This window comes from Brevibacillus sp. HB1.4B (assembly GCF_013284285.1).
In the GTDB taxonomy this organism is placed as follows: Bacteria; Bacillota; Bacilli; order Brevibacillales; family Brevibacillaceae; genus Brevibacillus; species Brevibacillus porteri.
Genome location: NZ_JABSUT010000004.1, coordinates 164,810 through 188,538, shown reverse-complemented (window position 1 = coordinate 188,538; position 23,729 = coordinate 164,810). Strand labels below are relative to the sequence as shown.

Genomic DNA, 23,729 nt, shown 5'->3' with positions numbered 1-23,729 from the left:
ATGATTCAAGAAGTATTTCGAACACTTTTGTACATGAACCGTTCATCACTTTACACTTTTGTTCAACTCACTATCTTTTGTGTACAAAAAAACACCCGACTTACTCACCTTTTCAGGCGATCATTCGGGTGCTTGTTGCTTTTCCTTATTGTCTGTAAATATGCATATACGGCTCACCATTTGTCGGTCGAATGTAGAGCGACAATGGTTTGTTCATCGACTGCACGTACATGTTGACATGGACGTTCTTATCGAATAGTTGGTTGATACTGCCCGCTGCAAATTGAGTAAACTGCAATACCTCTGTTCTGGAGTCATACTCTGCCGTAGCTGTGATTGTCATTTCCGTCAGCCTGCCATCCATGAAGCGCCCCAGACCAGTCATCCCGATGTACTCACCGAAATAACCCTTAGACTGGCGCATGAGCTTATCGTACTGCAAGGACACTTCTGGGTACTTCTTCTCAGCCTCAGAGCTTGGGAATAGTAAAAACTCCTCTTCGATCGGCAGCCACTTGGATACCGTTGCTTCATTCGCCCCTACAGTTCCTGACATGATAAAGTGACCTGGCACCAGAGAAGAATTCGCTTCCGGTACTTGATACATCAAAATCAATATCGGAACCTGCGGGCTGTTGGCACGTACAGACTGCACAATACGAGCTGCGACCTGCTGGCCTTTTGCTTGCAGTTCTTGAGTCGTGTAGACCTTGTCCTGACCGGTTGCATCCTGGTAGTTCGGCGAAAGCGACAAGCCCAACACCATGCCAGCCAAGCTCTTATCCTTTTTGTTCAGGTAATCGTGCTCCAACACGTGCACGAGAATTCCGTTTTTCTTTTTCCCGTTGGCCCCAGCCGTCTTTTCTTGTGCGATCCACTGGGTGACTTGCTCTTTTTTAACCACTTGACCTTCTTGGAAATAATACTCGGACGTCGGGAATGTCTCCCGAGCAAACTCCATCAGGCCTAATTCAAGATGACTGAAATCGATGCGATATTTCGTATCCCCAAGCATACCTCGCGTCTGGTTCGGCTGATATGGCGTAATACTGCCGTAGTAATCCTCGGATACTTCCACTACCTCCGACAAGGACGGTGTAGTAGGCTCAGGAGCTTTGTCCTTGCCCCCAGGTATCAACGAGCAGCCAGTCAATGCCATCACAAGAAGTACAGCTGTGAAGAACCTGCATCCTGTCAAAAACTTCACTTTCATAGATTACTCCTTTTCGTATCCAAAAGTGGGCGATGTACAAATCATTCGTTCCACTTGATCCATCGATTGTCTTCGAGCTTATAGATCAATGCCGATTCGCCAATCCCCACCCATTTTGTATCCTCGCCACCTGACGCAATGACAATCAGCTTTTCTGGTGAGCGAGCATCAAGCAAACGCCATTCGCCCTTGATTTTCTCATAGATACCTTTTTCGGTTGCGACAGCGAGAGTGCCAGTTCGTCTGTTAATGGCGAGCGAATAGATCTGCTGTGCTCCGGGAATCTCCTCTGTCTTCCACTGCCCCTCTTCATTATAGAGCAAGCTGAATTGAGCCGCTACATAGAGTCGGTCTTGTTCGGGATCAAAGTCCATGGCAAATACTTCCTGGTCCATCGGCTGCCACAGGCTCCAAGATTGGGCCTCGTCCGTCGATTGATAAATGCCTTCACCCGAGACAAAGGCAAACAGACGTATTTCGCCTCCTTGGCGACTCCCCACAAAGCTGCTGATATTCGCAGGCTCTGGCAACCCCTTGTTGACAGAAGCCCATTTTTTACCACCATCTGTCGAATGAAGAACCCCATCAATCCCGCCGACAAATATTTGCTTCGGATCATCCGGGTCCACAAACCAACCTTCGATCGCATACTGCTCTAAATCTGCCGAGAGAGATCCCCACGATCCACCCCCAACCGAGCTATACAGCCCTGCATCGGTGCCCACCCATATTTGCTTAGCATCATCGGTCATCATCAGATTGTGAATGGTTGCTCCCTGCTCCAATACGTCCTGATAGGTCAAGTCCCCTTGTAGAGCAGCAGCTGTAACTGTTGGAGGATTCGTATTGATTTGTTCACTGCCAGTACTGCTGTTACTTCCACAGCCAACCAATTGCAGCATGGCTAATACACCGATTCCCCATTTCAGAAAGCTATTCATGCTCTTCACGTCCCTTCCCTTACTCATCCGTTGTCGCCACCGTTTTCTTAGGCGTTGCTCTCCAATACTTGCAGGAAACCTGCTTCGTCCATAACAGCCACGCCTAGTTTTTCTGCTTTCTCCAGCTTAGAGCCCGCTTTTTCACCTGCAATCACCAGGTCTGTCTTCTTGCTGACGCTGCCCGTTACCTTCCCACCCAAGCGCGCAATCGCTTCCTCTGCTTCCTGTCGCGATAATTGCGTCAAGGTGCCGGTTAAAACGATTGTTTTGCCTGAGAATGGGAGGTCTGCGCCACTTTCAATGCGGATTCCTTTGTACTCCATGTTCACTCCGGCCGTACGCAGTCTCTCAATAACTGCCTGAGCCTGCGGCTGTGCGAAGTAGTTCACGAGACTCGCAGCCATTTTCGGCCCGATCTCATCGATTTGTGTAATCTCTTCTTCGGATGCCTGCATAATGGCATCGATATTGCCAAAATGCTCCGCGAGAACACGTGCCGCCTTGGCTCCGACCAAACGAATACCAAGACCAAACAGTACACGCTCCAGCGAGTTTTCCTTGCTCGCTTCAATCGCCGCGAGCAAATTATCTACGGACTTTTCACCCATGCGCTCCATGCCCATTAGAACATCGCGCTGTTGGTGCAAGTAATACAGGTCAGCAACACTGTGAATAATACCGTCGCGATACAGCTGAGCCACGACCTTTTCTCCCAAGCCGTCAATGTTCATGGCTGTTCGAGACACGAAATGAATCATGCCTTCACGGATCAGTGCCGGACACATCGGATTAATGCAGCGCAGAGCCACTTCTTCCTCCAAGCGCACCAGCTCACTGCCGCATTCCGGGCAATGCGTTGGCATGGCAAACGGTACTTCATTTCCAGTACGACGCTCTGGCAAGACCGCGATAATCTCCGGGATAATGTCACCGGCTTTTTTGACGACAACATGATCGCCGATAAGGAGACCTTTTTCCCGAATAATATCTTCGTTGTGCAAGGAAGCACGCTTCACAGTCGTACCTGCCAGACTAACTGGCTTCAACAAAGCAGTCGGGGTAACATTCCCTGTACGACCCACAGATACTTCAATACCTTCGAGAACCGTCACCGCTTCTTCGGCAGGGAACTTGTATGCGATAGCCCAACGTGGGCTTTTCGCAGTAAATCCGAGCTCCTCCTGCTGCGCGTAACTGTCGACCTTGATCACCATGCCGTCTATTTCATAAGGCAAATGTGGACGCTTCTCTGTCCAGCCGGCAATAAAAGTGAGAAGTTCATCGACTTCGTCAAATACGCGTCGCTCCTGATTCACCATGAAGCCGAGCGTCTCCAGCAAATCAAGCCCTTCACTGTGCGATTCCACTGTCTCCCCTTGCAAATCGCCAATGCCGTAAACAAACGTATCCAGTTGACGGGATGCAGCAATCTTCGGATCGAGCTGTCGGAGCGAGCCTGCTGCGGAATTACGCGGGTTGGCAAATAACGCTTCTCCACGATCCTCGCGTTCTTTATTCAGCTTTTCAAATGCTCCTTTGGACATGTAAGCCTCACCGCGTACCTCAAGGGTCAACGGTTTCGTCAGCCGCAAAGGAATGGAACGAATCGTTTTCAGGTTTTGTGTGATGTCTTCGCCTGTTGTTCCGTCTCCACGGGTAGCCCCGCGGACGAACAGCCCATTTTCATAATGAAGTGACACGGCCAGACCATCAATTTTCAGTTCAGCTACATATCGGACAGCCTGACTGCCAACGGCCTGACGTACTCGGCGGTCAAAATCCCTGATGTCCTCCTCATTAAAGGCGTTACCGAGACTGAGCATCGGTGTCCTATGAACGACCTTTTCAAAGAAGGGCAGCGGTTCTCCCCCTACACGCAAGGAAGGAGAATCAGGTGACTGCAAATCAGGGAAGCTGGTTTCAAGCTCCTTTAGCTCCCGCATCAATTGATCGTATTCCTGGTCAGAAATCTCAGGTCGATCCTCTTCATGGTAAAGACGATTATGCCGCTCAATTCGTTTCGCTAATTCTTTAATTTTTGTTTCCGCCGTCAATCGATCCATTTCGTTCATCCTTTCTTACTCTTACCTGTTCAAAAAGTTGGCTTTTCAGCACCGAGATAATGGTGAGAACCGTACGAAGGAGGAGCGGAGTGTAGGTCCCTACATGAGCACCGGACTTCGAAGGTGAACGCCATTATCGATGCGAATAAGCTTCCCGGACTGCTTCGTGATCAAAAGACGACTTTTTGAACTACCATTTTTGCGATTGGCTGTATTTGCATTTGCACACTATCCTTTTTGAATAGGAGCGAACTTCGCTAATAGCTTTTTAATGCCAGTCGGGCTTGGGAATGCAATGTCGAGCTCCATGTCGTCGCCCGTTCCTTTTACTTTGACGACCGTACCGTTGCCCCATTTGCCATGTGCTACTCTGTCGCCAACCTTCCAATCAACGCCTGCTCCTTGACCGTGACCAGGCAGTTTTTCACCCGCTGGACGGGTAAACGTAGCAGGTGTGCTGCTTGCGGTTCGTTGACCCATGCCAAATTTCGGAGCAGAGCCTGCTTGTGAGGAGGACGCTCCAAACGGTCTCGCTCCCGTGTCACGTCCAAAAGCACTGCCATCACGCTGTCCAAATGCACTGCTTCGTCCACCGCCGAAGCTTCGGTCCGCTGTCGCTGGATTTCCTTCCAACAGCTCAGCCGGAATTTCTTGCAGGAAACGAGACGGCGCATTCACATTGGTCCGTCCAAACAACGTCCGCATACGGGCACAAGTCATGTACAGACGTTCCTCCGCCCGTGTAATTCCCACGTAAGCCAGTCGGCGCTCTTCCTCCATCTCGGTATCGTCAAACAAAGAGCGACTATGCGGGAAGACACCTTCCTCACAACCAACCAGGAACACGACAGGAAACTCCAGCCCTTTGGCGCTATGCAAGGTCATTAATACAACCTGCCCATCTGCCGATACTTCCTCCTGAGCACCATCTTCTCCCAAGGAATCGATGTCTGCCACCAACGCGAGGTCAGTCAGGAAGGCTAGCAAGCTCTTGTCTTCATTTTTGCGCTCGAACTCCTGAGTTACAGACAGGAACTCCTCGATATTCTCCAGACGCGCCTGTGCTTCCAGCGTTTTTTCTTCTTTTAAAGAATCGCGGTATCCAGAGCGCTTCAGCACTTCTTCCACCAGCTCAGTCACACTCAAGTAATCGGTCATTTGCATCACATTCGAGATGAGATCATTAAAGGACAGGATCGCATTCGTCGTACGTGAAGGCAGCCCCATATAAGCCGTCTCCTGAATCGCTTGGAAAAGGGACTGACCATTTGCGTTCGCATACGCTTGTAGCTTATCTACTGTCGTATCCCCGATATTACGCTTCGGTACGTTGATAATGCGCTGCAAGCTGATATCGTCATCCGGATTGGAGATGAGACGCAAATAAGCCAAGATGTCTTTGATCTCTTTGCGATCGTAGAACTTGGTTCCGCCGACGATGGTGTACGGAATGTTCGACTTGATGAAAACTTCCTCGACCACACGGGACTGTGCATTCGTCCGATACAGGACTGCAAATTTGTCGTAGCGCTTGTACTGTGCCATCTGCTTGCGAATCGTATCGACAATAAAATACGACTCGTCATGCTCGGAATCACCCTGGAAGCACATGATCTTGTCGCCACCCGGATTCTCCGTCCAGAGCTTCTTTTCCTTGCGCAGCTTGTTATTGGCAATGACCTGATTCGCCGCTTGCAAAATCGTTTTGGTAGAGCGATAGTTTTGCTCGAGCTTAATAAGTTTGGCTTCGGGATAGTCTTTTTCAAAGTTTAAAATGATCGAGATGTCGGCACCGCGCCATTTATAAATACTTTGGTCAGCATCCCCCACGCAGCATACATTTCGATACTTGTCTGCCAACATGGAAATCAAAAGGTATTGCGCCCGGTTTGTATCCTGATACTCGTCTACGTGTATGTAACGGAATTTCTTTTGATAAAACTCCAAGACTTCCGGCACTTCTTTAAACAGACGAACCGTCGTCATGATCAGATCGTCGAAGTCCAGCGACTGGTTATTTCTCAGCTTTTTCTGATAAGCCGTGTAAACCTTTGCTGCCACTTGTGCAAATGGATCGCCCGCAAGACGCGTATAGGTTTCTGGATCGGTCAGCTCGTTTTTCGCTCCACTGATCGCTGCCAAAATCGAACGCGGCTCATACTGCTTCGGATCGATGTTCAATTCTTTTAAACATTGCTTGACGACAGACAGCTGATCACCAGCATCCAAAATGGAAAAGCTGCGATTGATGCCGAGTCGGTCGATATCCCTGCGCAAAATCCGCACACACAAGGAGTGAAATGTCGACAGCCATGCATCCTGCGCTGCCGCTCCGCCAATAATGGCAGCCACACGGTTTTGCATCTCGCGTGCTGCTTTGTTGGTGAAGGTGATTGCCAAAATGCTCCAAGGTGCTACCTGTTTGGCACTGATCAAGTATGCGATACGCTGTGTCAGTACCTTGGTCTTGCCGCTACCCGCACCGGCCAAAATCAAGACGGGGCCTTCTGTTGTAAGGACTGCTTCCCGCTGCTCCGGGTTCAGCCCTGCTATGATACGATCTGCAAAAGACATATGTATAAATCCACCTTTCCACGTTCCCTAGACGAAAGCATATGTTCCTATTTTCGCACAGATCGCAGTGGAGTTCCAGTTCGTATCCCGAACAGGAAACATCATCCTTTCGGCAGCAATGGCTCGTACATCAAATAAGCCCGATTCTGCGTCAGCCATTCTTGCTCCACCCATTCTCCTTCCAGCGAATAAACATCAAGATACAATTCATTCTTCCGTTCATACCCTCCCCAAATCGAAGGATGGATCTCATGTTCTTTCTCGATAATGACATACGTCCGTGTCGGAGGCATGTCTGAACGCCACTCCCCTACCAAATGTGTATCGGTCAGATAGACATGCAGTTGAAAGGGCTGAGTCGTCCGGTTGGCGATTTGCAAATCCAGATAGTTATAGAAACAAGTTGCCCCACTTCCGAACGGCTGTGTCCGATTCGAATCGGGAAAAACATCGTAGCTATGACGATGTCGTTCCGTCACTGTCAACGGCGTATGCAGGGTCATCCAGTACAGCAGATTGGAGAGCTGACAAAGCCCTCCGCCAACTCCAGCTGTGACGCGTCCCTGTGAGAGCAACATGCCCTCTACATAGCCTTTGCTACGGGTCGGCTTGCCAATCTGTTTCCAGTACGAAAAGGTTTCTCCAGGATGGATAAGCAATCCGTTCAGTCGTGCAATCGCCAGACGCAAATTGATCACTTTGTTGTGCTGCATCCACATTTCCACGTTCTGTAATGGGCGTAACAAAATCGTTTGATGAGAATAATGGACATAACGCAACCATTCGCTTCTTTTCTCATGAGCGAACCTCGTTTGACCAAATGTCCATTGTACATACCTTTTCCAACGAAAATAGGCCATGCCTGCTGCCAGACGCCACTTTCCCCGTGCGATCGGTTTCATTGCGCACCCCGACTTCCTGATTATTACAATAGACGCAAGAATTTGGGATGAAGTTGCGGTCGAATACGGGAGAGCCCCTCACTTCTTACACTTTTGTAAGCGAGACGTAAGCATATGCCATTTCTCCTCCATCTCCGGATGAGCTAGGATAGGAAAAGTGCGCGATCGGACGACGAACAACGAGAGAAGGAAGTGATGGGATTGAAAGAAAACGCACCTACCATGAACCAACGAATTGATACAGTAGATACCGTACGGGGCTTCGCCTTAATGGGCATTCTCCTCGTCAACATTGTGGCATTACTGTATGCACAAACACCTGAGATAGGAAGTGTGGACCACTGGCTGTTCCAGTTTTTCAATTTCTTTGTGGAATCTCGCTTCTTCGTGATCTTTTCCTTCTTGTTTGGCGTGGGCTTCTATATTTTCATCAGTCGTGCAAAAGCAAAAGGGGCCAATAGTACCGTTTTGTTCATTCGGCGTTTGATTGCGCTGCTCACTCTTGGCTTTGTGCATAAAATGTTTCACCCTGGCGAAGCGCTCTTCATCTACGCCATCTTCGGCTTCATCTTACTGCCTTTTTATCGTTTGAAGGCGAAAACCAATCTGGTCGTCGGCCTTATTCTGTCTATAGCTGTCTGCGCTACCGGCTTCAAGCCGCTTTTGGTGCTTCCGTTGTTTATTTTGGGACTCGCTGTTGGGCAGTACGGGGTCTTTCAGGACATTCTGAGATTTTTGCCTGTGATTAAAAAAGTGCAGGGCGTGACCTTCATCCTTTCGTTAATCGGCTTGTTTATCCAATACCGGCTGACTCCTGCTGATCCAGCATTGGGTGGAGCGAATCTGGTTGTAGACGATACCATGTCAGAAGAAACCCTACAGCATTTGATGAACTACACGATTGCCTTGACCTCCACAGGTCTTGTCATGGCTGCCTTCTACACAACGACCCTGATTCGGCTCTTGCAAAACAAAACCGTCCAAACGCTCTTGTCTCCGCTAACCAGCTACGGTCGCATGGCTTTGACAAACTACGTCGGACAAACCGTATTGATCCTTGTGGGAAGCTATTTGTTCGATTGGTTCGGCAATCTGGGCTACTTGCAAACGACACTGATCTGCCTCGGTATCTACGTGGTCCAAATGGTATTTAGTGTACGCTGGCTGTCTGTCTTCCGCATGGGGCCACTTGAGTGGGTATGGCGATTATTTACGTATATGAAAATCACACCACTGCGAAAATAAACAAGCAAAGACCCCAGAAAAAGCTGCCTGACAGCTGATCCGGGGTCTCTTTCTATTTTTTCGCCAAGTATTTGCGAATGTCAAAAGCAACGGCTGCCACAATGATGAGCCCTTTGATGATGAGCTGCCAATACGGGTTGACTCCGATAAACGTAAGTCCGTAGTTGATGACGCCAAAAATAAGGACACCCGCAAGCACACCTGGAACGGTACCAATTCCGCCAGACGTCGAGACTCCACCTACCACACAGGCTGCAATGGCGTCCAGCTCGTACATGTTGCCGTAGTTGTTCGTCGCGCCACCTGTTCTGGCTGACTCCAGAACGCCTCCGAGTCCATACAGGGCACCAGCAATGGCATAAATAATCATGAGGTTAAAAGCGACGTTGATCCCGGAAACAGTTGCGGCCTGCATGTTGCCTCCGATGGCGTACATGTTTTTTCCAAGCCGTGTTTTATTGAAAATCACCCAGACGATGAACGCAACCATGATCGCAATGATAACGATATACGGAATCGAATACGGGCCACTCGGGCCGATGTACCCTGTCCCAAGCTGATTGAAGTCACTGCGCAGTCCAGCAATTGGCTGCGATTGATTGGGCTCCATATCAAAATAGATGGAGTTGAATCCGTATACAATGACCATCATGCCTAACGTGGCGATAAAAGGGGGCACACTAAAACGAGACACAATGATGCCATTGATCAGACCAACCAGCAAGCCCGCAGCAATTGCAATGAGAATGGGGATAAGCAACGGCAAATCGGGTAAATCCGGGAAAAACCTCCGCGGATAATCTTGGCTTTGCAGCATCGAGGCGGAGATGACAGCCGTCAATCCAACCACTCGCCCCGCTGAGAGATCCGTTCCTCCTGTGATGAGAACAAACGCAGCACCCAAGGCAATAATGGCGCGAGTTGAGGATTGCATCAAAATATCCCGAAGCGTTGTAATGGAAAGAAAATTGGGATCGTAAATCGCTATTCCCGCTATTAACAAAACCAGAACGATATAGATGGCGTTTTGCGTAACAAAGCCTTGCACCTGTTTAGCAGACAACTGAGACATACCTCTTCCCCCTCCTTTCTCATGCAAGATGTTTGGTAGCCAGCCGCATGATCTCTTCTTCGGTTGCCGCTGGGCCAGACAAAAAACCCGAGAGCCTCCCCTCGCACATGACCATGATCCGATCTGACATTCCAAGCAACTCCGGCATTTCCGAGGAAATCATGATGATGCCTTTTCCCTGACTCGCCAGCTCCGCGATGATTGTATAGATTTCGTATTTGGCGCCGACATCGACTCCACGCGTAGGTTCGTCCAGCAATAAAATATCCGGATCAGTCAAAAGCCACCGCGCCAGCAGAACCTTTTGCTGATTGCCTCCTGACAGGTTTTTGATCAGTGCTTTCATAGAGGGAGTCTTAACGCGGAGCATCTCGATGCTGCGGCTGACATCGGCTCTACACTTGCGCTCATTGAGGAGCAGAAAAGGGGTTTGATAACTGGACAAATTCGCAATGACCGTATTTTCCAAAATCGATAAGACAGGAATGATGCCGGTGACGCGCCGCTCCTCCGTCAAGAGCGCCATTTTGTACTTCTTCGCATCCTTCGGTGATTTGATCCGTACCTCCTGACCGTTGATCGACACTTTCCCTGCTGACACCGCGCGCAGTCCAAACAATGCCTCAATCAGCTCTGTTCGTTGTGCGCCCACGAGGCCGCCTATGCCCAAGATTTCGCCTTTGCGTAATTCAAACGACACGTGCTGAAATGACTGGGGGAAGGGTGAGGTCAGTCCCTCTACCTTCAAAATCGGTTCCCTTGGCGTATTGGATCGACTCGGGAAACGCTGCGTCAGGTCCCGTCCGACCATTTTGGAGATGATCAGGTCTGTCGTCAGCTCGGTCGCCCGCCATGTTCCAATGAGCTTGCCATCGCGCATGATCGTCACGTCATCCGCAATCCGTAAAATTTCTTCCATCTTGTGTGAAATATAGATAATGGCGACACCTCTGCTCTTCAGTTCGCGGATGATCGCAAATAACTGCTCCACCTCGTTTCCCGTCAAGGAAGACGTCGGTTCGTCCATAATAATCACTTTGGATTGGTAGGAGACAGCTTTGGCAATTTCAAGCGACTGTACCTTGGATACAGACAAGTCACGGACTACAGCGTGCGGATTCAGGTCCATTCCCAGATCAGCAAACAGCTTCTCTGTATCCGAAAGCATTTTTTTCTCATCCACAAACGGAAAAGGACCGATTCTTTTGACCGGAAAACGTCCTAGCCATATGTTTTCCATGACATTGCGAAAGGGCACCGGATGTAGCTCTTGATGAATCATGGAGATGCCATGTGCCAGCGCGTCCTTTGAGCTGCTCATCGTCACCTGCTCTTTGTTTAACACGATTTCTCCCGCATCTGGCCGATAAATTCCGAAGAGACACTTCATCAGGGTCGATTTGCCTGCTCCATTCTCTCCCATCAATGCATGGACTGTGCCGGGACGGACTTTTAGCGTGACATCATCGAGTGCCTTGACCCCTGGAAATTCTTTATGAATGTGGTTCATTTCCAATAAAAACGCATGCTGGTCCATGCGAATGCCCTCCTTTTTGCAAAAATCATCCCCATCACCGAAACAGGAGAGTCGGATTCGTCTCTTCACCGACTCTCCTGCTTTTTTATTTCGCGTCGTTCATGTTTTCCTTGGTGATTTTTTTGTAGGGCACCCACACGTACTTGCCATCCGTAATGTCAAAGCCTGTGGAATCTTTCGTTGGCGTTTCGCCCTTTGCCAAAAACGCAGCGATACTAAGGGTGGCTTTTCCTTGGTTATTCGCATCGTTGAGGACCGTTCCGAGCAAGGTTCCTGCCTCCAGCTCCTTCAGTGCAGGTGCTGTGGCATCCACGCCAACAACAGGCATATACTTGCCATTCGCAAAATAGCCGGATGCCTTCAGCGCTTCGATCGCCCCTAGTGCCATATCGTCGTTGTTGGCAAGAACAGCTTCGATCTTGTCACCGGATGCTGCGAGGAAGGCTGCCATCTTTTCCTGCCCTTTTACGCGATCCCACATGGCTGTATCTTCCGCGACCTTCTCTACTTTAATCCCTGCATCTTCAATCGCCTTCACCGAAAACTTCGTCCGCAGCTCAGCATCCTGATGCCCTGGCTCACCTTTTAACATGACGTATTGGAGGACGCCATCCTTGTTTTTATCTGCTTCCGGGTTTGACTTCCAGTAATCGACGATCAGCTGCCCAGAAATCGTGCCGGATTCCTCCGCTTTTGCTCCCACGTAATAGACCTTATCCCACTTCTGCATATCCTCTGGCATCGGCTCACGGTTAAAGAAGACGACAGGAATATTGGCTTGCTTCGCCTTGTCGATAAGGACACCAGCAGCTGTGCGATCCACCGGATTGATGGCGAGGGCGTTTACCTTTTTGTTAATGAACAAATCCACTTTGTCATTTTGCGTAGGCTGGGCATTTTGGCTGTCTACAATGTCCACTTCCGCTTTGCCCTCCGCGGCCTTAGAAATCGCATTGCGCACTCCTGTCATGAACGTATCATCGAACTTGTAGATGGCGACTCCGATTTTGGGATTCCCCGCAGGAGCCGATCCTCCCCCCGACGCTGTCGGCTGCGAACCGCCTGATTGTGAGCATCCAACCACCGAGAGTGTAACAGCGGCCACCAATGTAGTGGCAATCAGCTTTCTCATTCGATAATCCCCCTTTATCCCCTATGTTTACATCTGATATACACCAAATGTAAGCGTTTTCCCAAATGTGTTCCATCGAAAATCCTGCGCATTTCTATCAAAATTCTCATCTGTTTTTCGGGGGCCTATTTAACGAAGGGGAAAAGGAGCTTTTGATTCTCCGACCAGAACATATTCTCCCGATCGATTACTTTTGTTCCGGTGTCGACCAGACTGGGCACGGCTTCACCGTTGCTCGCTTCGACTGCGTACTTGACCCCGAGATATCCCATCGATAGCGGCTTCTGGATGATCGTCGCGGAAATGATTCCTTCCTGCAAATACTCCAGTACTTCCGGCGGACTGTCGATTGCTACGATTTTGACTTTGTCCCGCAGTCCACTGTTTTCCATTTCCTCGGCCACACCGATCGCAGTACTGGCATCGAGTGCAATCACCCCTTTCAACTGCGGATGCTTGCGGATCAGTCCGCGCGTCCAGTCACCGATCTGCTTTTTATCCAAGGGAACATTTTCGTTGGCCACCAGTTCAACCTGCGTTTCCCGTGGGAGCAAATCGAGGATGCCCTGTTCTCTTTGTTTGGCATTTGCCTTTACCCGATCTGTGCCGAGCAATGCGATTTGTCCCTTTTTTTCGATCAGGAATACCATTTTTTCGAATGCCTTCATGCCCATATCGTAGTTACCCGTCCCAATGTAGCTTTTGACGGCTGAATCATTTCCGACTGTGTCGAGTACAAGGATCGGGATGGCCCGCTCTCTTGTCAGCTTGATGGCTTCTCGCAAGACTTGTTCGTCACTAGGTGCCACCACGATTGTCTCGGAGCCATCAGCAATTGCCTGCTGCACCAGTTCCATTTGCCTGTGGGCATCCTCCTCATAGTCCGGCGCGTAAAAATTCAGGTTTCGCTCATATTCCTTGGCAGCCATCTCCGCTCCGAGCTTGACCGTTCGCCAATAATCGCCGTGCTTCATACGGACGATCAGCGCCACTGTCTTTTTCTTGTCTACTTCCCCATCCGTAAGCGGAGCACTACACGAGTAGAAAAGCGTCACCGCTACCAAAAAGAACAGTCCGTATACGCTAAATCGTTTCACCGCTGCTGTCCTCATAAACGATCTCGCTCCTCTGCAAGTTGGCGCGGAATCCATACACGCACAACGGTCCCCTCTTCCTGTTCGCTCGCGATTTCCAAACCGTACTCTTCGCCGAAGGTCAAGCGGATGCGCTCTTGCACGTTTTGAATCCCAACGCCTGATCCTTCTTCGCTTTTGTAAAAGCCAGCTTTTACTTGTGCAAGAACATCAGGGGACATGCCCAAGCCATTGTCGCTTACCTGAAGTAACACCTTACCGTCGATGAGTGCTGCCAATATACGAATCCTGCCTGGATCAGCCAAATGCTCAATTCCGTGGTAGATGGCGTTTTCCACAATCGGCTGGAGCAGTAACTTCAGCGTCAGACAGTTGAGCACCTCACCTTCATCCTCGACCACGATCTCGTACTCAAATTTTTGCTTGTACCTCATTTTTTGAATAATGAGATAATGTCGCACATGCTCCAGCTCTTCTCGCACCGTAATAATGTTCTTGCCTCTGCTCAGGCTAATCCGAAACAGCTTTGACAACGAAGTAATCGTGGTGATGACATCCTCGTTTTTTCCGTTGCCGACCATTCTGACCACAGAGTTCAACGTGTTGTACAGAAAATGCGGATTGATCTGTGCCTGTAGCACCTCCAGCTCGCTTTTTCGTTTGGCTTCCTGTTCCCAAATGATCTGGTGCATCAATTCCCTGACCTTCGCGACCATCAGATGAAAACGCAAGGAAAGCTGCTCGACCTCATGGCTTCCCCGGATCGGTTCACTCTCTGAAAAGTCTCCCTGCTCCACCTTTTCCATGGATCGCTCCAGCAGCTTGATCGGTCGTGATATTTTCGCAGAGAGATAGTGCAGCACGAACAGCACAATGACAATTACAAAGATGAGCAGCCAAAAAATGAAGCGACTGATTTCGTTTTTGGTCGTCACAATCTCGTCCATATAGGAAACCCCAATGATTTTCCAGCCTAGCTGATCAATCGTCTTGATGGTGATCAAGCGCGTTTCATCCTGTGTCTCTTCTACATAGCTGCCGTAGGAATGCTTCAGCGGCAAGGAACGGTTTTCATTTTTCAATCCGGCGTAAATCAACTGCTGCTGCGGATGGTAGACAATGTTCCCAACCAAATCGATGATGTAGACGTACCCCTTTTTCCCCAAGCCCACTCTTTGGCACAGGTCATCGATCTCTTTGAAATTCACATCGACTAAAAGTACAGCCGGAATTTCTCCGTCAGGTCCGTGGAGAAGAATTTCCCGACTCATCGAGACGACCCAGGTGTACTCCCCTTTAAACAAGTTCTGGATATGCGGGAGCGAAAAGGACAGGTTCGTCGGGTCCTCGATCGCCTTTTGGAACCAGCTCTGTTCGGTCAAACGAGTGTTTCTCCTCAGTACTTTGGAAGGAGTGGTGGCCAATAACGTTCCGTCACGTGTAAAAACCGCGATGGAGACGATGTCCTTTCTCGTTTCTACGATTGTCTCCAGCTGTTCACTCAGCTTGTCTGCCGTGAGTCCCTTGCTTCTTCTGATCTTATCATCGACGAGTTCGAAAATTTGCGTCATCCCATTCAAATAGCTGTCCAGATTGTATTTCACCTGCTCCAGGATTTGCTGCGTGTGCAGATAGGCGTTTTGCTCAGCTGTCTGCGCAAATTTTCCGTACAGCATCACCCCGACAAACAGCATGACGAGTACCGTTACGAGCGTAAAGGAAGTGGTAATGATAAATTGAATCCTTTTGACCTTGATCACCGCGAGCAATCTTTTCATCGGTTAACCTTCCTGCTCGCTCTGACTTCGGTACTCTTTAGCGGACATGCCTGCATACTTGCGAAAGCTGAAACTAAAGTAATTAGGATCGGTATATCCTACTTTCTCCGCGACTTCAAAGGACTTCAAATCGGTCGTCCGCAAAAGCTCCTTGGCTTTTTCCATGCGCAATGACAGGAGATAGGACACAAAGGTGGTTTTCGTCTCTTTCTTGAAAATACCGCTAAAATAACCGAGGCTGATGTGCAGATGATCGCACACCTTGTGGATGGATATGTCGGGAGAATGATAGTGCGTGTGGGTGTAGTCCAATGCCTGGGTGATCAATCTTCTGTACGTCGTTTGCCGTCCGCTTGCGATACTCGCCATGATGCGCTCACAAATTTCTGTAATCTGTACGCGTGCGTCCTCCATACCGGTAAAAGTCGTCATGACCTGCAACAGGTGGTATTGACCACCAAACAACTGGTCCATATCGACCTCGGCTCGATGGGCCGTCTTCAAAATCGTCGTCATAATCTCCAACAAAAAAATTCGATAATCGTCAATCGATATGGGTACACCCATCATTTGATCAAACATTTCATCGATTACGATCCGAAGCTCCGCACTCGTCCCCATTTTGATACACCGAACAAATTCATGCTCCCTTCTCTCATCGAGTCGTATCTGCTCACTCGCTTGCTTTTCCACGTCATTGATCACAATCATCCTGTTGCAGCCAAGGATGCTTTTGTAGTCGAGTGCCTGCCTGGCGTCCTCATACGAGTAAGGGAGTGCTGCTACATCTGTCACGACGTTGCCGATTCCGATGGTTACCGTGATGCTCATATATTTTTCAATCGTTCGCCTGATTTCATCTGCGATGTTTTGTGTTCGCACTTCAATTCGCTGCGTGTCGTCTGCCATTGTTTGCATGAGCAGCACGACCTGATCTTCATGGAGAAAAACGATACCTTCCTGCTTGCCTGCGTTCAGCTGCTCTTCTGCAATATTTTTCACAGCAAAAAGAAACAGCTGCTGCTCCTCCTGCTTGGGCTGGTCGACACAGATGATAGCCACGAGATATTCGGGACTCCTGAGCTCTATCCCGTATTCGCAGGCTTTTGAAAAAACATCGTGCTGGACTAGCTGACGACTCAGCAAAGATGATAAAAAAACCTCCCGCAAAACCGGCAAGCTTTTTCGATAACTATCGCGCAAAAGCTGAACGTTTTCCCGATGTGCCGCCTCTTCGTCCATCCGTCGCTTGACCTTGTCCAGCACTTCCATCAGCTCACTCGCAGAAAACGGCTTGAGCACATATTCATCAATTTGCAGCTTCACGGCCTTTTGTGCATACTCGAACTCATCAAACCCAGTCAGGATAATGATGCGAATGGCAGGATACTCGCGCCCGATGGACTCCGCCAGCTGAAGTCCGTTCATAAAGGGCATCTTGATGTCGGTTACGACGACGTCCGGTCGCAGCTTCTCAACCAGCTCCAATGCCTCTCTGCCGTTCTCTGCTTTGGCAACCACCTCGTATCCGTGGCTATGCCAGTCAATTTCTTGGCTAACCCCTTCTCTCACATCTTCTTCGTCATCTACCAATATCAGCTTATACATAGGCACCTCCCGCTGTTGTATTTGTACAACGGGAGGCGACTGTTTTCCTGCCAATGGAAGGTTATGGCGCTACCACGTCATATTCAGATCATCTGCATAGAACAGAATCGCTTTATGATAGGCCAAAATCGTAGGATCGCTTGAGGTTTCTGCGAGGTTTTTCAGGAGGAGATTCATGGCTTCGTGGTGCTTCCCGAGATTGTAATAGGCCATGGAAAGAAAAATCGGAAAGGAACGGTCCTCGGGAAACTGTTGCATCCCCTTCGCGAGCGTAGCTGCTGCCTGCTCGTATAGTCCCAGCACGCGATACGTACTGCCCAGACCCAGTAATGCCCCTTGCAGGTCGTCATCGACAGACAGTCCAAGCTCAATTGCTTTTTCGTAAAAGGGAACGGCTTCCTTCTCCAATCCGGCTGCGTCGTGGCACCACGCACATTGATAATGGGCGACAGGATCAGTCGGGGATTGGCTGACGAGCTGAAGGGCAAGCTGGATCGCTTCGTCCAGATGCCCTTCTTTTCGCAGTTGAATGATATTTTGGATCATCGGGTTCATGTGAGCACTTCCTTTGCCTGAGTATCTCTCTTCCCCCTAGCGTAACAGGGCAACTTGGCAAGGTGAAGACGTAATTTATGTGCCCTGCAAAGATTTTGCCCGCTCTCTTTCGCTTCTCCGTTGTCGGTACGCTCTCATCCACGACCAGCCCAAAATGAGAAACGGAACCAGAACCAACAGGATCAACAGAATGCCGTCCCAAAACTCCCACGAGTGAAGCGGAGCGTTCTTCATGTCGTCGCCGATGATCCAGATAAAATCGACCGCCATGCGCAGTTGATACTGGACAAAGAACCAGATTCCCCACACCGATCCAATCAAGTAGACCCAGCTATACCAGCGGATAACTCTTTTCTCATGGTCGGCTACGTACTCCCATTCCTCCTGCTCATCCTGCCTCAAGGAACGGAATTTCCCTTTTAGAAACAGACGTGTATTCACCATCAAATTGGAGCAATGGAACTTGGTTGCCAGCACGTAATACAAATCCGTCTGCATGAAAACCATGAACTGAAAGGCCAAAGCCATGAGCAGGATCACATTCAGCATACGAATGAATGCTTCCATGAAAGGCACAAGCGTCAGCCAGCCTTGATCATTGGCAAACAACAGAATGACACCGATTCCCATAAACATCGCATCCCAGGACATTCCCGCCAAAAACGCCCTGTATCTGCGCTGTGGCTCCACGAGAACAATATTGGACATATTCGTCTCTGCTACAGCAAAAACAAGTCGATGCCCCAGACCAATACGACTGCCGATTCCCAATGATCGGGCCGCCATTAAGTGGGCCATCTCATGGAAAAAGAGAAAAACCCAAGTGGCCACGAAAGAAACCACAACCGAAACCGTCACGGAAGAAGAAACAAAAATATCGGAATAGACCGGAATATACTTGCCCGTAAACACACAAATCAAAAGACCTGTGACAAATAAGAGACCGTATAATCCAAAGGCAACACGATTAAAGAAAAACTGACCCGTCTCCTGCTTGATCCAAGAGAAATGATCTACTACCGGTACTGGCTCGTTGACAACTTCTCCATCTGCCATGTACACAAATTGATAGGAAGCAATTAAATCCTGCGCAAAGTCAAGCACATCCACCGGTTCGCCCAACTGTTCTTCCATGATCGTCGCGACTTCATTGATGCTCTTCCCTTCATCCAGCATATCGATGATCTCGACACCAATGGCCGGAAGCACAATGAAATTGCTGATATCCGTTCGTCCAATGAGGATCTCTTCCTCGTTTTCCGCCCGACGCGCAAGCGGGTGCATCTTGAGAATGCTCTCTCCTGAGATGTTCACTTGACCGACACCTTCCTCTCTTACAGGAACGACTCCTTACTTTGCGAGCACTTCATTTCTCTTGATATGAAAAATCGGCTCCGTTCCGCTGCCGCCCCCGCAAGTTGGGCATTCGGCTTCATTTCGCTCCCACTCAAAAAACACGCTCTTTTCCAACGTGTTGAAATCAAAAATGATAAATTTGCCTGCCGATTGTACCGGAGCGATTCCTGTCAAATACCTGATTGCATCGGAAGCCATCATTCCCGTAATCATCATGGTGTTGGGGGCAATGGTGGCGGTAGGCAGAATAAAGTTGGTATCGAGCAGCCTTTGGATCAACTGCGGATAGTCCTCGATCTGTGTAGAACGATGCAAATGCATGCAGTCGATACAGCCTGTCTTGCCCGGTTCTACCATGAAGAACTGTCCTTCGATCAGGTTGAATCCCCCGGCAATGAACGGGATTTGCAGCTTGGTGCAGGCATGATTCACCCATCTCTGCAAAAAGAAAAAGGGCTGATCGGCTGCGAGCATCACGAGGTCACTTCCGGCAATAACCCGCTCCACGTCTTCGCCTGACTTGATTTGCAGCGTCTCCGTTTCAATCAATACCTCAGAATGAAGCCTTCCGATGAAATCACGTGCCGCTTCCACCTTCAGGCGACCAATATCATGCTCGTTAAAGACCATTTGTCTGTTCAAATTGCTGAGCTCTACTCTATCAAAATCCACGAGCTTGATATGCTGGATTCCCGCTCCTACCAGATTGACCAGTAGTGTAGAGCCAAAGGCACCCATTCCCAGGATCGTCACTTTTTTTCTACTTACTTGCTCCTGTAGCTCGCTTGGACTTTGATTGAGATCGGTAAACAAGGAGAAGTAGCGGATATTCGCTTTATATCTTTCCTTTTGTTCTGAAGTCAGAGCGGAAGCCTCTTCCTTCGCCTGATCCATCAGGAAGCCCAATCCACTCAGTGATTCCACTGCTTCCGATATTTCTTCATACGTAATTTCGGGGTAATCCACAACCAATAATGTATGTATTTCACCGATAGTACGAGTGCCATCCATCAGTCTGATCATCTTGCGGATGGACCCGTTCTCGTCTTCCAATTCGAAGGTATAGCCAGGAGCCTCTCCCAAGCGGATCATTTGCTCTGTCACTTCATAAACGGGATGTACTGGTTTAAATAAAGGACGACGTTCCATACAAAACACCTCCCAATAATGGGGTTCGCTAACCCGGCTCATTTTAGATAAAAAAAGGGAATAGCTCGTGTGCTATTCCCCCTCTTCTTAAGAGAATTAAGCTGCTACTGCAGTAGTGCGAACGCTTTCAACTTTTTTCGCTTGGATTTTCATGGATAGTTCCTCCTCTCTATGATCGAAAATTAAGACAAGTTCATTATATTTCATAAATTTACATAAATCTACAAATATTAGCAAAAAATTATATATTCTGGTAATATTCGACTATTTATTTCGTAAGCAATAGGATTTTCCTTCCATTTTCTATGAATATTCTCAGAATTCCTTCTTTCAGGGAAATATTTTTCATTCTTTTTGGAAAATACCCCTGATTTTGGGACGCTTTTATTTGGGGATTCGTAGTAATAGGATGTAATAGGGAAATGTAACCAAGGTCATTTTTGTTTGATCAAAAAAGGAGAAGCTGCGCAGCGAGCCTTTTTTGCTTAGGGGGAGCACAAATGGAGGAAGATCAAGTGATCATCGGGCGGGTCTTGAAAGGAAACAAAGACTCCTACTCCGAGATCATTTCCAGATACCACGGAAAAGTAAGTTCCATTCTTCGTAAAATGCTGGGACATACACCGGATGCACAAGATATCGTGCAGGAAATTTTCATCAAGACGTATTACCATTTACCAGAATATAAAACAAACTACGATTTTTCTGCATGGTTATACCGGATAGCAGCCAACCACTGTCTGGACGAGCTGCGCAAACGCAAGCGAAAGCAGCGGCTCACCGCAAGCGAAGAGATAGAACCAGTGGATAGCCATACGCCGGAGGTTGCCTTACTGAATAAGGAGGGTCAGCGCCTGTTGCGTCAAAGGATGATGTCCGTCGAAGAAAAGTATCGGATCGTCCTCGAAATGCGCTACTTCGAATCATTGAGTTGTGAGGAAATCAGCCATCGACTGTCCATTCCGTCGAGTACTGTGCGGACGCGCCTGTCTCGTGGGAAAGACAAGCTCAGGGAAGCAATCGGGCATACAGGGCAAGGGGGGGACTTTCATCTATGAAATGCTTAGATAAAGGACAGATTGCTTTGTATCTATACGACCTTCTGGAACCAGAAGAAGCCAAGGACATGTCCGCCCATTTGGAAGAATGCCGTCATTGCCAGCGTAAGTTGAAGCAGGAGCTGGATGAGCTGGAAGATCCGGAAGACTCACTGGCGACAGACGAGCCGTCCGAAGTTGTCATTCATGGCATCATGGCGAACCTTCCCCCTTACCCTATACACGTTCTGAAACGATCAGAGAGACAAAAATTACAAAATAAAATCAATTGGAAAAAAAGGAGTCTGGATATCGTGAAAAAAGCAACGATCGCCGTAGCAGGAATAGCAGCTGTCGTCTATTTTGGAACACTTACCTCCCCTTCTTTTGCAACTTATGTACATGGTTTGTATGCATCTACCATCAAACCTCAGCTGAAGCAGACGCAAGAGAGCAGCCTTTTTGAAACACTAACCTCCACAAACCTCCTCATCCAACGTGGCCTTCAAGAAGGCTATAACCAAAAAGTTGATCTGAAAGCTGTCGATAATGGAATGACCCTTGAAGTAAAAGAAGTCATGGCGGACTCAAGGGATGTCCGAATTCTTTTTACCATCAAGGATCAGAATGGAAAACCAATTAAGGATCTGTTCTCTCGTGTTTTGCAGGACGATGTTCCAACCTATGAATTGAAAATAACAGATAAGGATGGCAAGACGTATACAAATTACGATCAGGAATTTCAAAACGGGCATAATGATTTGATCTCAGTAAAAGGACAGAGCGAGCTCATTATGCTCAGCCGTCCCATCCAAACCTTTTTTAGTGATACGAGCGAGATTCCAGATGAATTGAACATCGAACTTGTGATCAAGGACGTCGAAGACCTTGACGGAAAATGGAAGGTTATCTTTCCAGTTGACATTTCCAAAGCGAAAAAAGACACAAAAATTGTTCCCATCCATAAACAATACACCGCTCCAAATGGCGAATTGATTGATCTCAAACAAGTCATGGTGACACCAGGCCAGATGGAACTCGTCATCGAGAGCACCTTGGCAGAGGATACCTCTCAGGATCTTACCTATGAAATAGTGGATGATACGGGAGCGGTGCTTGCGAAATGGAGCGAAATGGACAGAGGGAACAAGGAGAGGTACCCACAGCCATATTACAAAAATGTAGCCAGAAACTACGATGTCCGTATTGTCGATGACACACCTACAGGCAAAATCGTTAACTTTCTCACATTTCACTCCTTGCCAACGGATAAAGACCTGACCTTTAGAGTCGCAGCGACCTATCAAACAACTTCCGCAGACTTTGAGCAAAAGCTGTCCATTGATACTCTGAAAAACAAGTCTGTCACGACAGAGCATGATGGAAACGTGTTCACCTTCTCGAATTTTACTGTAAAAGAAGAAACGATTAGGAACGAGAAGAGAATGAGTGCAACGATGCAACTGGATGCAACCTTGGCACCAGGTGTTGCGGACGTAGATAAATTTGCAGCAGTAGATGAAAATGGCAATAAATACACTGGCTATTTCAAAGGCTCACTAACAAGAGATGCAAAAGGCAATATTGTCTTGAGCGGTCCACTCGATTTGGTGAAAGATCTGAAAGTGATCCCGAAAGAACTGACGATTGTCATTAAAGAACAATTGAAAGAAAACAAAGATGTCGACTGGAGCGCAACCCTTCCCTTGAAAAACTAAAGCAGACATGAAAAACCACCTCGCCCAATCATAAGTTGGGGAGGTGGTTTTTTAGTTGCTTGTTCTCTTAACGGCCTTCACAGTAGCTAATGCAGCAGCTAGATCGTCATAGATAACATTCCCTACGACAACCGTATCTGCAATCGCAGCCATTTCTGCCGCTTGCTCCGGGTTGCGAATCCCGCCACCATAAAAGAGGTGGGCTTCGCCCGCGCCTGCTTTGGTAGCCTTCACGATTGCCGGATCGCCGTATGTACCGCTGTACTCCATATAGACAATCGGCAAACGACATATGTTCGTCGCTACCTGTGCGTACGCTTTGGCCTGCGAGGCATCCGCAATCGGACGTGCTTTCGTCAGATGTGCTACGCCCGCGTCTGGATTGGCGATAATATATCCTTCTGTAATGATCTCATCCCAATGAATATAAGCGCCAAACGCTTGAAGCCCCGATACATGCGGAGCAAAAATCCAGTCTGGATCGCCAGCGTTCAGTACGAGCGGGATCAAGTACGAATCAAATCCCGGCACAACTGCATCCAGCGAGGAAATCTCCAAGACAGCCGGTACTGCGTAACGTCGCAATCGCGACATCAATTCGAGCGTATTGTCATAGGTCACACCGTACGTGCCGCCTACAATGATCGCATCTGTTCCGGACTCGCAAATCGCCTCCAAGGCCTCGTCATCGATTGTTTTATCCGGGTCTAGTTTAAATGTATGGCGCCAGCCACGATAGTCAATCAACGTTGCCT

At 48.6% G+C, this 23,729-nt stretch carries 18 protein-coding genes; 3 read left to right on the top strand and 15 right to left on the bottom strand.

Going from position 1 to position 23,729, the window contains the following annotated elements; all coding sequences use genetic code 11:
- Nucleotides 1-145 precede the first annotated feature (145 nt).
- The 5 genes from HP398_RS11510 to HP398_RS11490 all read right to left on the bottom strand — a co-directional run bounded on the left by HP398_RS11510 (nt 146) and on the right by HP398_RS11490 (nt 7,693).
- Nucleotides 146-1,213 carry a CamS family sex pheromone protein gene (locus tag HP398_RS11510; RefSeq protein ID WP_173622622.1) on the bottom strand — a complete coding sequence of 356 codons (1,068 nt, stop codon included), beginning with the start codon at nt 1,211-1,213 and terminating at the stop codon, nt 146-148.
- Nucleotides 1,214-1,254: 41 nt separating this feature from the next.
- Nucleotides 1,255-2,154: a WD40/YVTN/BNR-like repeat-containing protein gene (locus tag HP398_RS11505; RefSeq protein ID WP_017249795.1), complete on the bottom strand. Its 900-nt coding sequence runs from the start codon at nt 2,152-2,154 to the stop codon at nt 1,255-1,257.
- 47 nt (nt 2,155-2,201) lie between these two features.
- Nucleotides 2,202-4,217 (bottom strand): NAD-dependent DNA ligase LigA, encoded by a 2,016-nt coding sequence (gene ligA, locus HP398_RS11500; RefSeq protein WP_026043184.1) that lies wholly within the window; start codon nt 4,215-4,217, stop codon nt 2,202-2,204.
- A 228-nt stretch (nt 4,218-4,445) separates the two neighbouring features.
- Nucleotides 4,446-6,791, bottom strand: coding sequence for a DNA helicase PcrA (gene pcrA / locus HP398_RS11495; RefSeq protein WP_173622621.1), 2,346 nt, complete (start codon nt 6,789-6,791; stop codon nt 4,446-4,448).
- Between the two features lie 101 nt (nt 6,792-6,892).
- A complete protein-coding gene (locus HP398_RS11490; protein ID WP_173622620.1) occupies nt 6,893-7,693 on the bottom strand; it encodes a VanW family protein in 801 nt (266 codons plus the stop codon).
- A gap of 195 nt (nt 7,694-7,888) precedes the next feature.
- Here HP398_RS11490 and HP398_RS11485 point away from each other — a divergent pair, with 195 nt between their 5' ends.
- The gene (locus HP398_RS11485; protein WP_173622811.1) at nt 7,889-8,938 is read left to right on the top strand and encodes a DUF418 domain-containing protein; all 1,050 of its coding nucleotides are present in this window, start codon (nt 7,889-7,891) and stop codon (nt 8,936-8,938) included.
- Nucleotides 8,939-8,990: 52 nt separating this feature from the next.
- On the opposite strand, the gene mglC is transcribed toward HP398_RS11485, so the two are convergent.
- The 9 genes from mglC to HP398_RS11440 form a co-directional block, all read right to left on the bottom strand.
- Nucleotides 8,991-10,010, bottom strand: coding sequence for a galactose/methyl galactoside ABC transporter permease MglC (gene mglC / locus HP398_RS11480; RefSeq protein ID WP_017249790.1), 1,020 nt, complete (start codon nt 10,008-10,010; stop codon nt 8,991-8,993).
- 19 nt (nt 10,011-10,029) lie between these two features.
- Nucleotides 10,030-11,547 (bottom strand): sugar ABC transporter ATP-binding protein, encoded by a 1,518-nt coding sequence (locus HP398_RS11475; RefSeq protein ID WP_173622619.1) that lies wholly within the window; start codon nt 11,545-11,547, stop codon nt 10,030-10,032.
- 85 nt (nt 11,548-11,632) lie between these two features.
- Nucleotides 11,633-12,679, bottom strand: a complete 1,047-nt coding sequence (locus tag HP398_RS11470) for a galactose ABC transporter substrate-binding protein (RefSeq protein ID WP_173622618.1) — start codon at nt 12,677-12,679, stop codon at nt 11,633-11,635.
- Between the two features lie 125 nt (nt 12,680-12,804).
- Nucleotides 12,805-13,791, bottom strand: coding sequence for a substrate-binding domain-containing protein (locus tag HP398_RS11465; protein WP_173622617.1), 987 nt, complete (start codon nt 13,789-13,791; stop codon nt 12,805-12,807).
- Nucleotides 13,788-15,551 (bottom strand): cache domain-containing sensor histidine kinase, encoded by a 1,764-nt coding sequence (locus HP398_RS11460; protein ID WP_173622616.1) that lies wholly within the window; start codon nt 15,549-15,551, stop codon nt 13,788-13,790. Before HP398_RS11460 ends, HP398_RS11465 begins: the two co-directional genes overlap by 4 nt.
- Nucleotides 15,552-15,554: 3 nt before the next feature.
- On the bottom strand, nt 15,555-17,159 hold the full coding sequence (locus tag HP398_RS11455; protein ID WP_173622615.1) for a response regulator: 1,605 nt from the start codon (nt 17,157-17,159) through the stop codon (nt 15,555-15,557).
- 69 nt (nt 17,160-17,228) lie between these two features.
- Nucleotides 17,229-17,714, bottom strand: coding sequence for a tetratricopeptide repeat protein (locus HP398_RS11450; protein WP_173622614.1), 486 nt, complete (start codon nt 17,712-17,714; stop codon nt 17,229-17,231).
- 75 nt (nt 17,715-17,789) lie between these two features.
- Complete coding sequence (locus tag HP398_RS11445; RefSeq protein WP_173622613.1) at nt 17,790-19,028, bottom strand: PqqD family protein; 1,239 nt, start codon at nt 19,026-19,028, stop codon at nt 17,790-17,792.
- A 36-nt stretch (nt 19,029-19,064) separates the two neighbouring features.
- A complete protein-coding gene (locus HP398_RS11440) occupies nt 19,065-20,219 on the bottom strand; it encodes a HesA/MoeB/ThiF family protein (protein ID WP_017249782.1) in 1,155 nt (384 codons plus the stop codon).
- A 500-nt stretch (nt 20,220-20,719) separates the two neighbouring features.
- On the opposite strand from HP398_RS11440, the gene HP398_RS11435 reads away from it, so the two are divergent.
- Nucleotides 20,720-21,277 (top strand): RNA polymerase sigma factor, encoded by a 558-nt coding sequence (locus HP398_RS11435; protein WP_173622612.1) that lies wholly within the window; start codon nt 20,720-20,722, stop codon nt 21,275-21,277.
- Nucleotides 21,274-22,974: a DUF4179 domain-containing protein gene (locus HP398_RS11430; protein ID WP_173622611.1), complete on the top strand. Its 1,701-nt coding sequence runs from the start codon at nt 21,274-21,276 to the stop codon at nt 22,972-22,974. The genes HP398_RS11435 and HP398_RS11430 overlap by 4 nt, the downstream gene beginning before the upstream one ends.
- 51 nt (nt 22,975-23,025) lie before the next feature.
- Here HP398_RS11430 and pcrB read toward each other — a convergent pair whose 3' ends face one another.
- On the bottom strand, nt 23,026-23,721 hold the full coding sequence (gene pcrB, locus HP398_RS11425; protein WP_017249779.1) for a heptaprenylglyceryl phosphate synthase: 696 nt from the start codon (nt 23,719-23,721) through the stop codon (nt 23,026-23,028).
- Between the last annotated feature and the right edge of the window lie 8 nt (nt 23,722-23,729).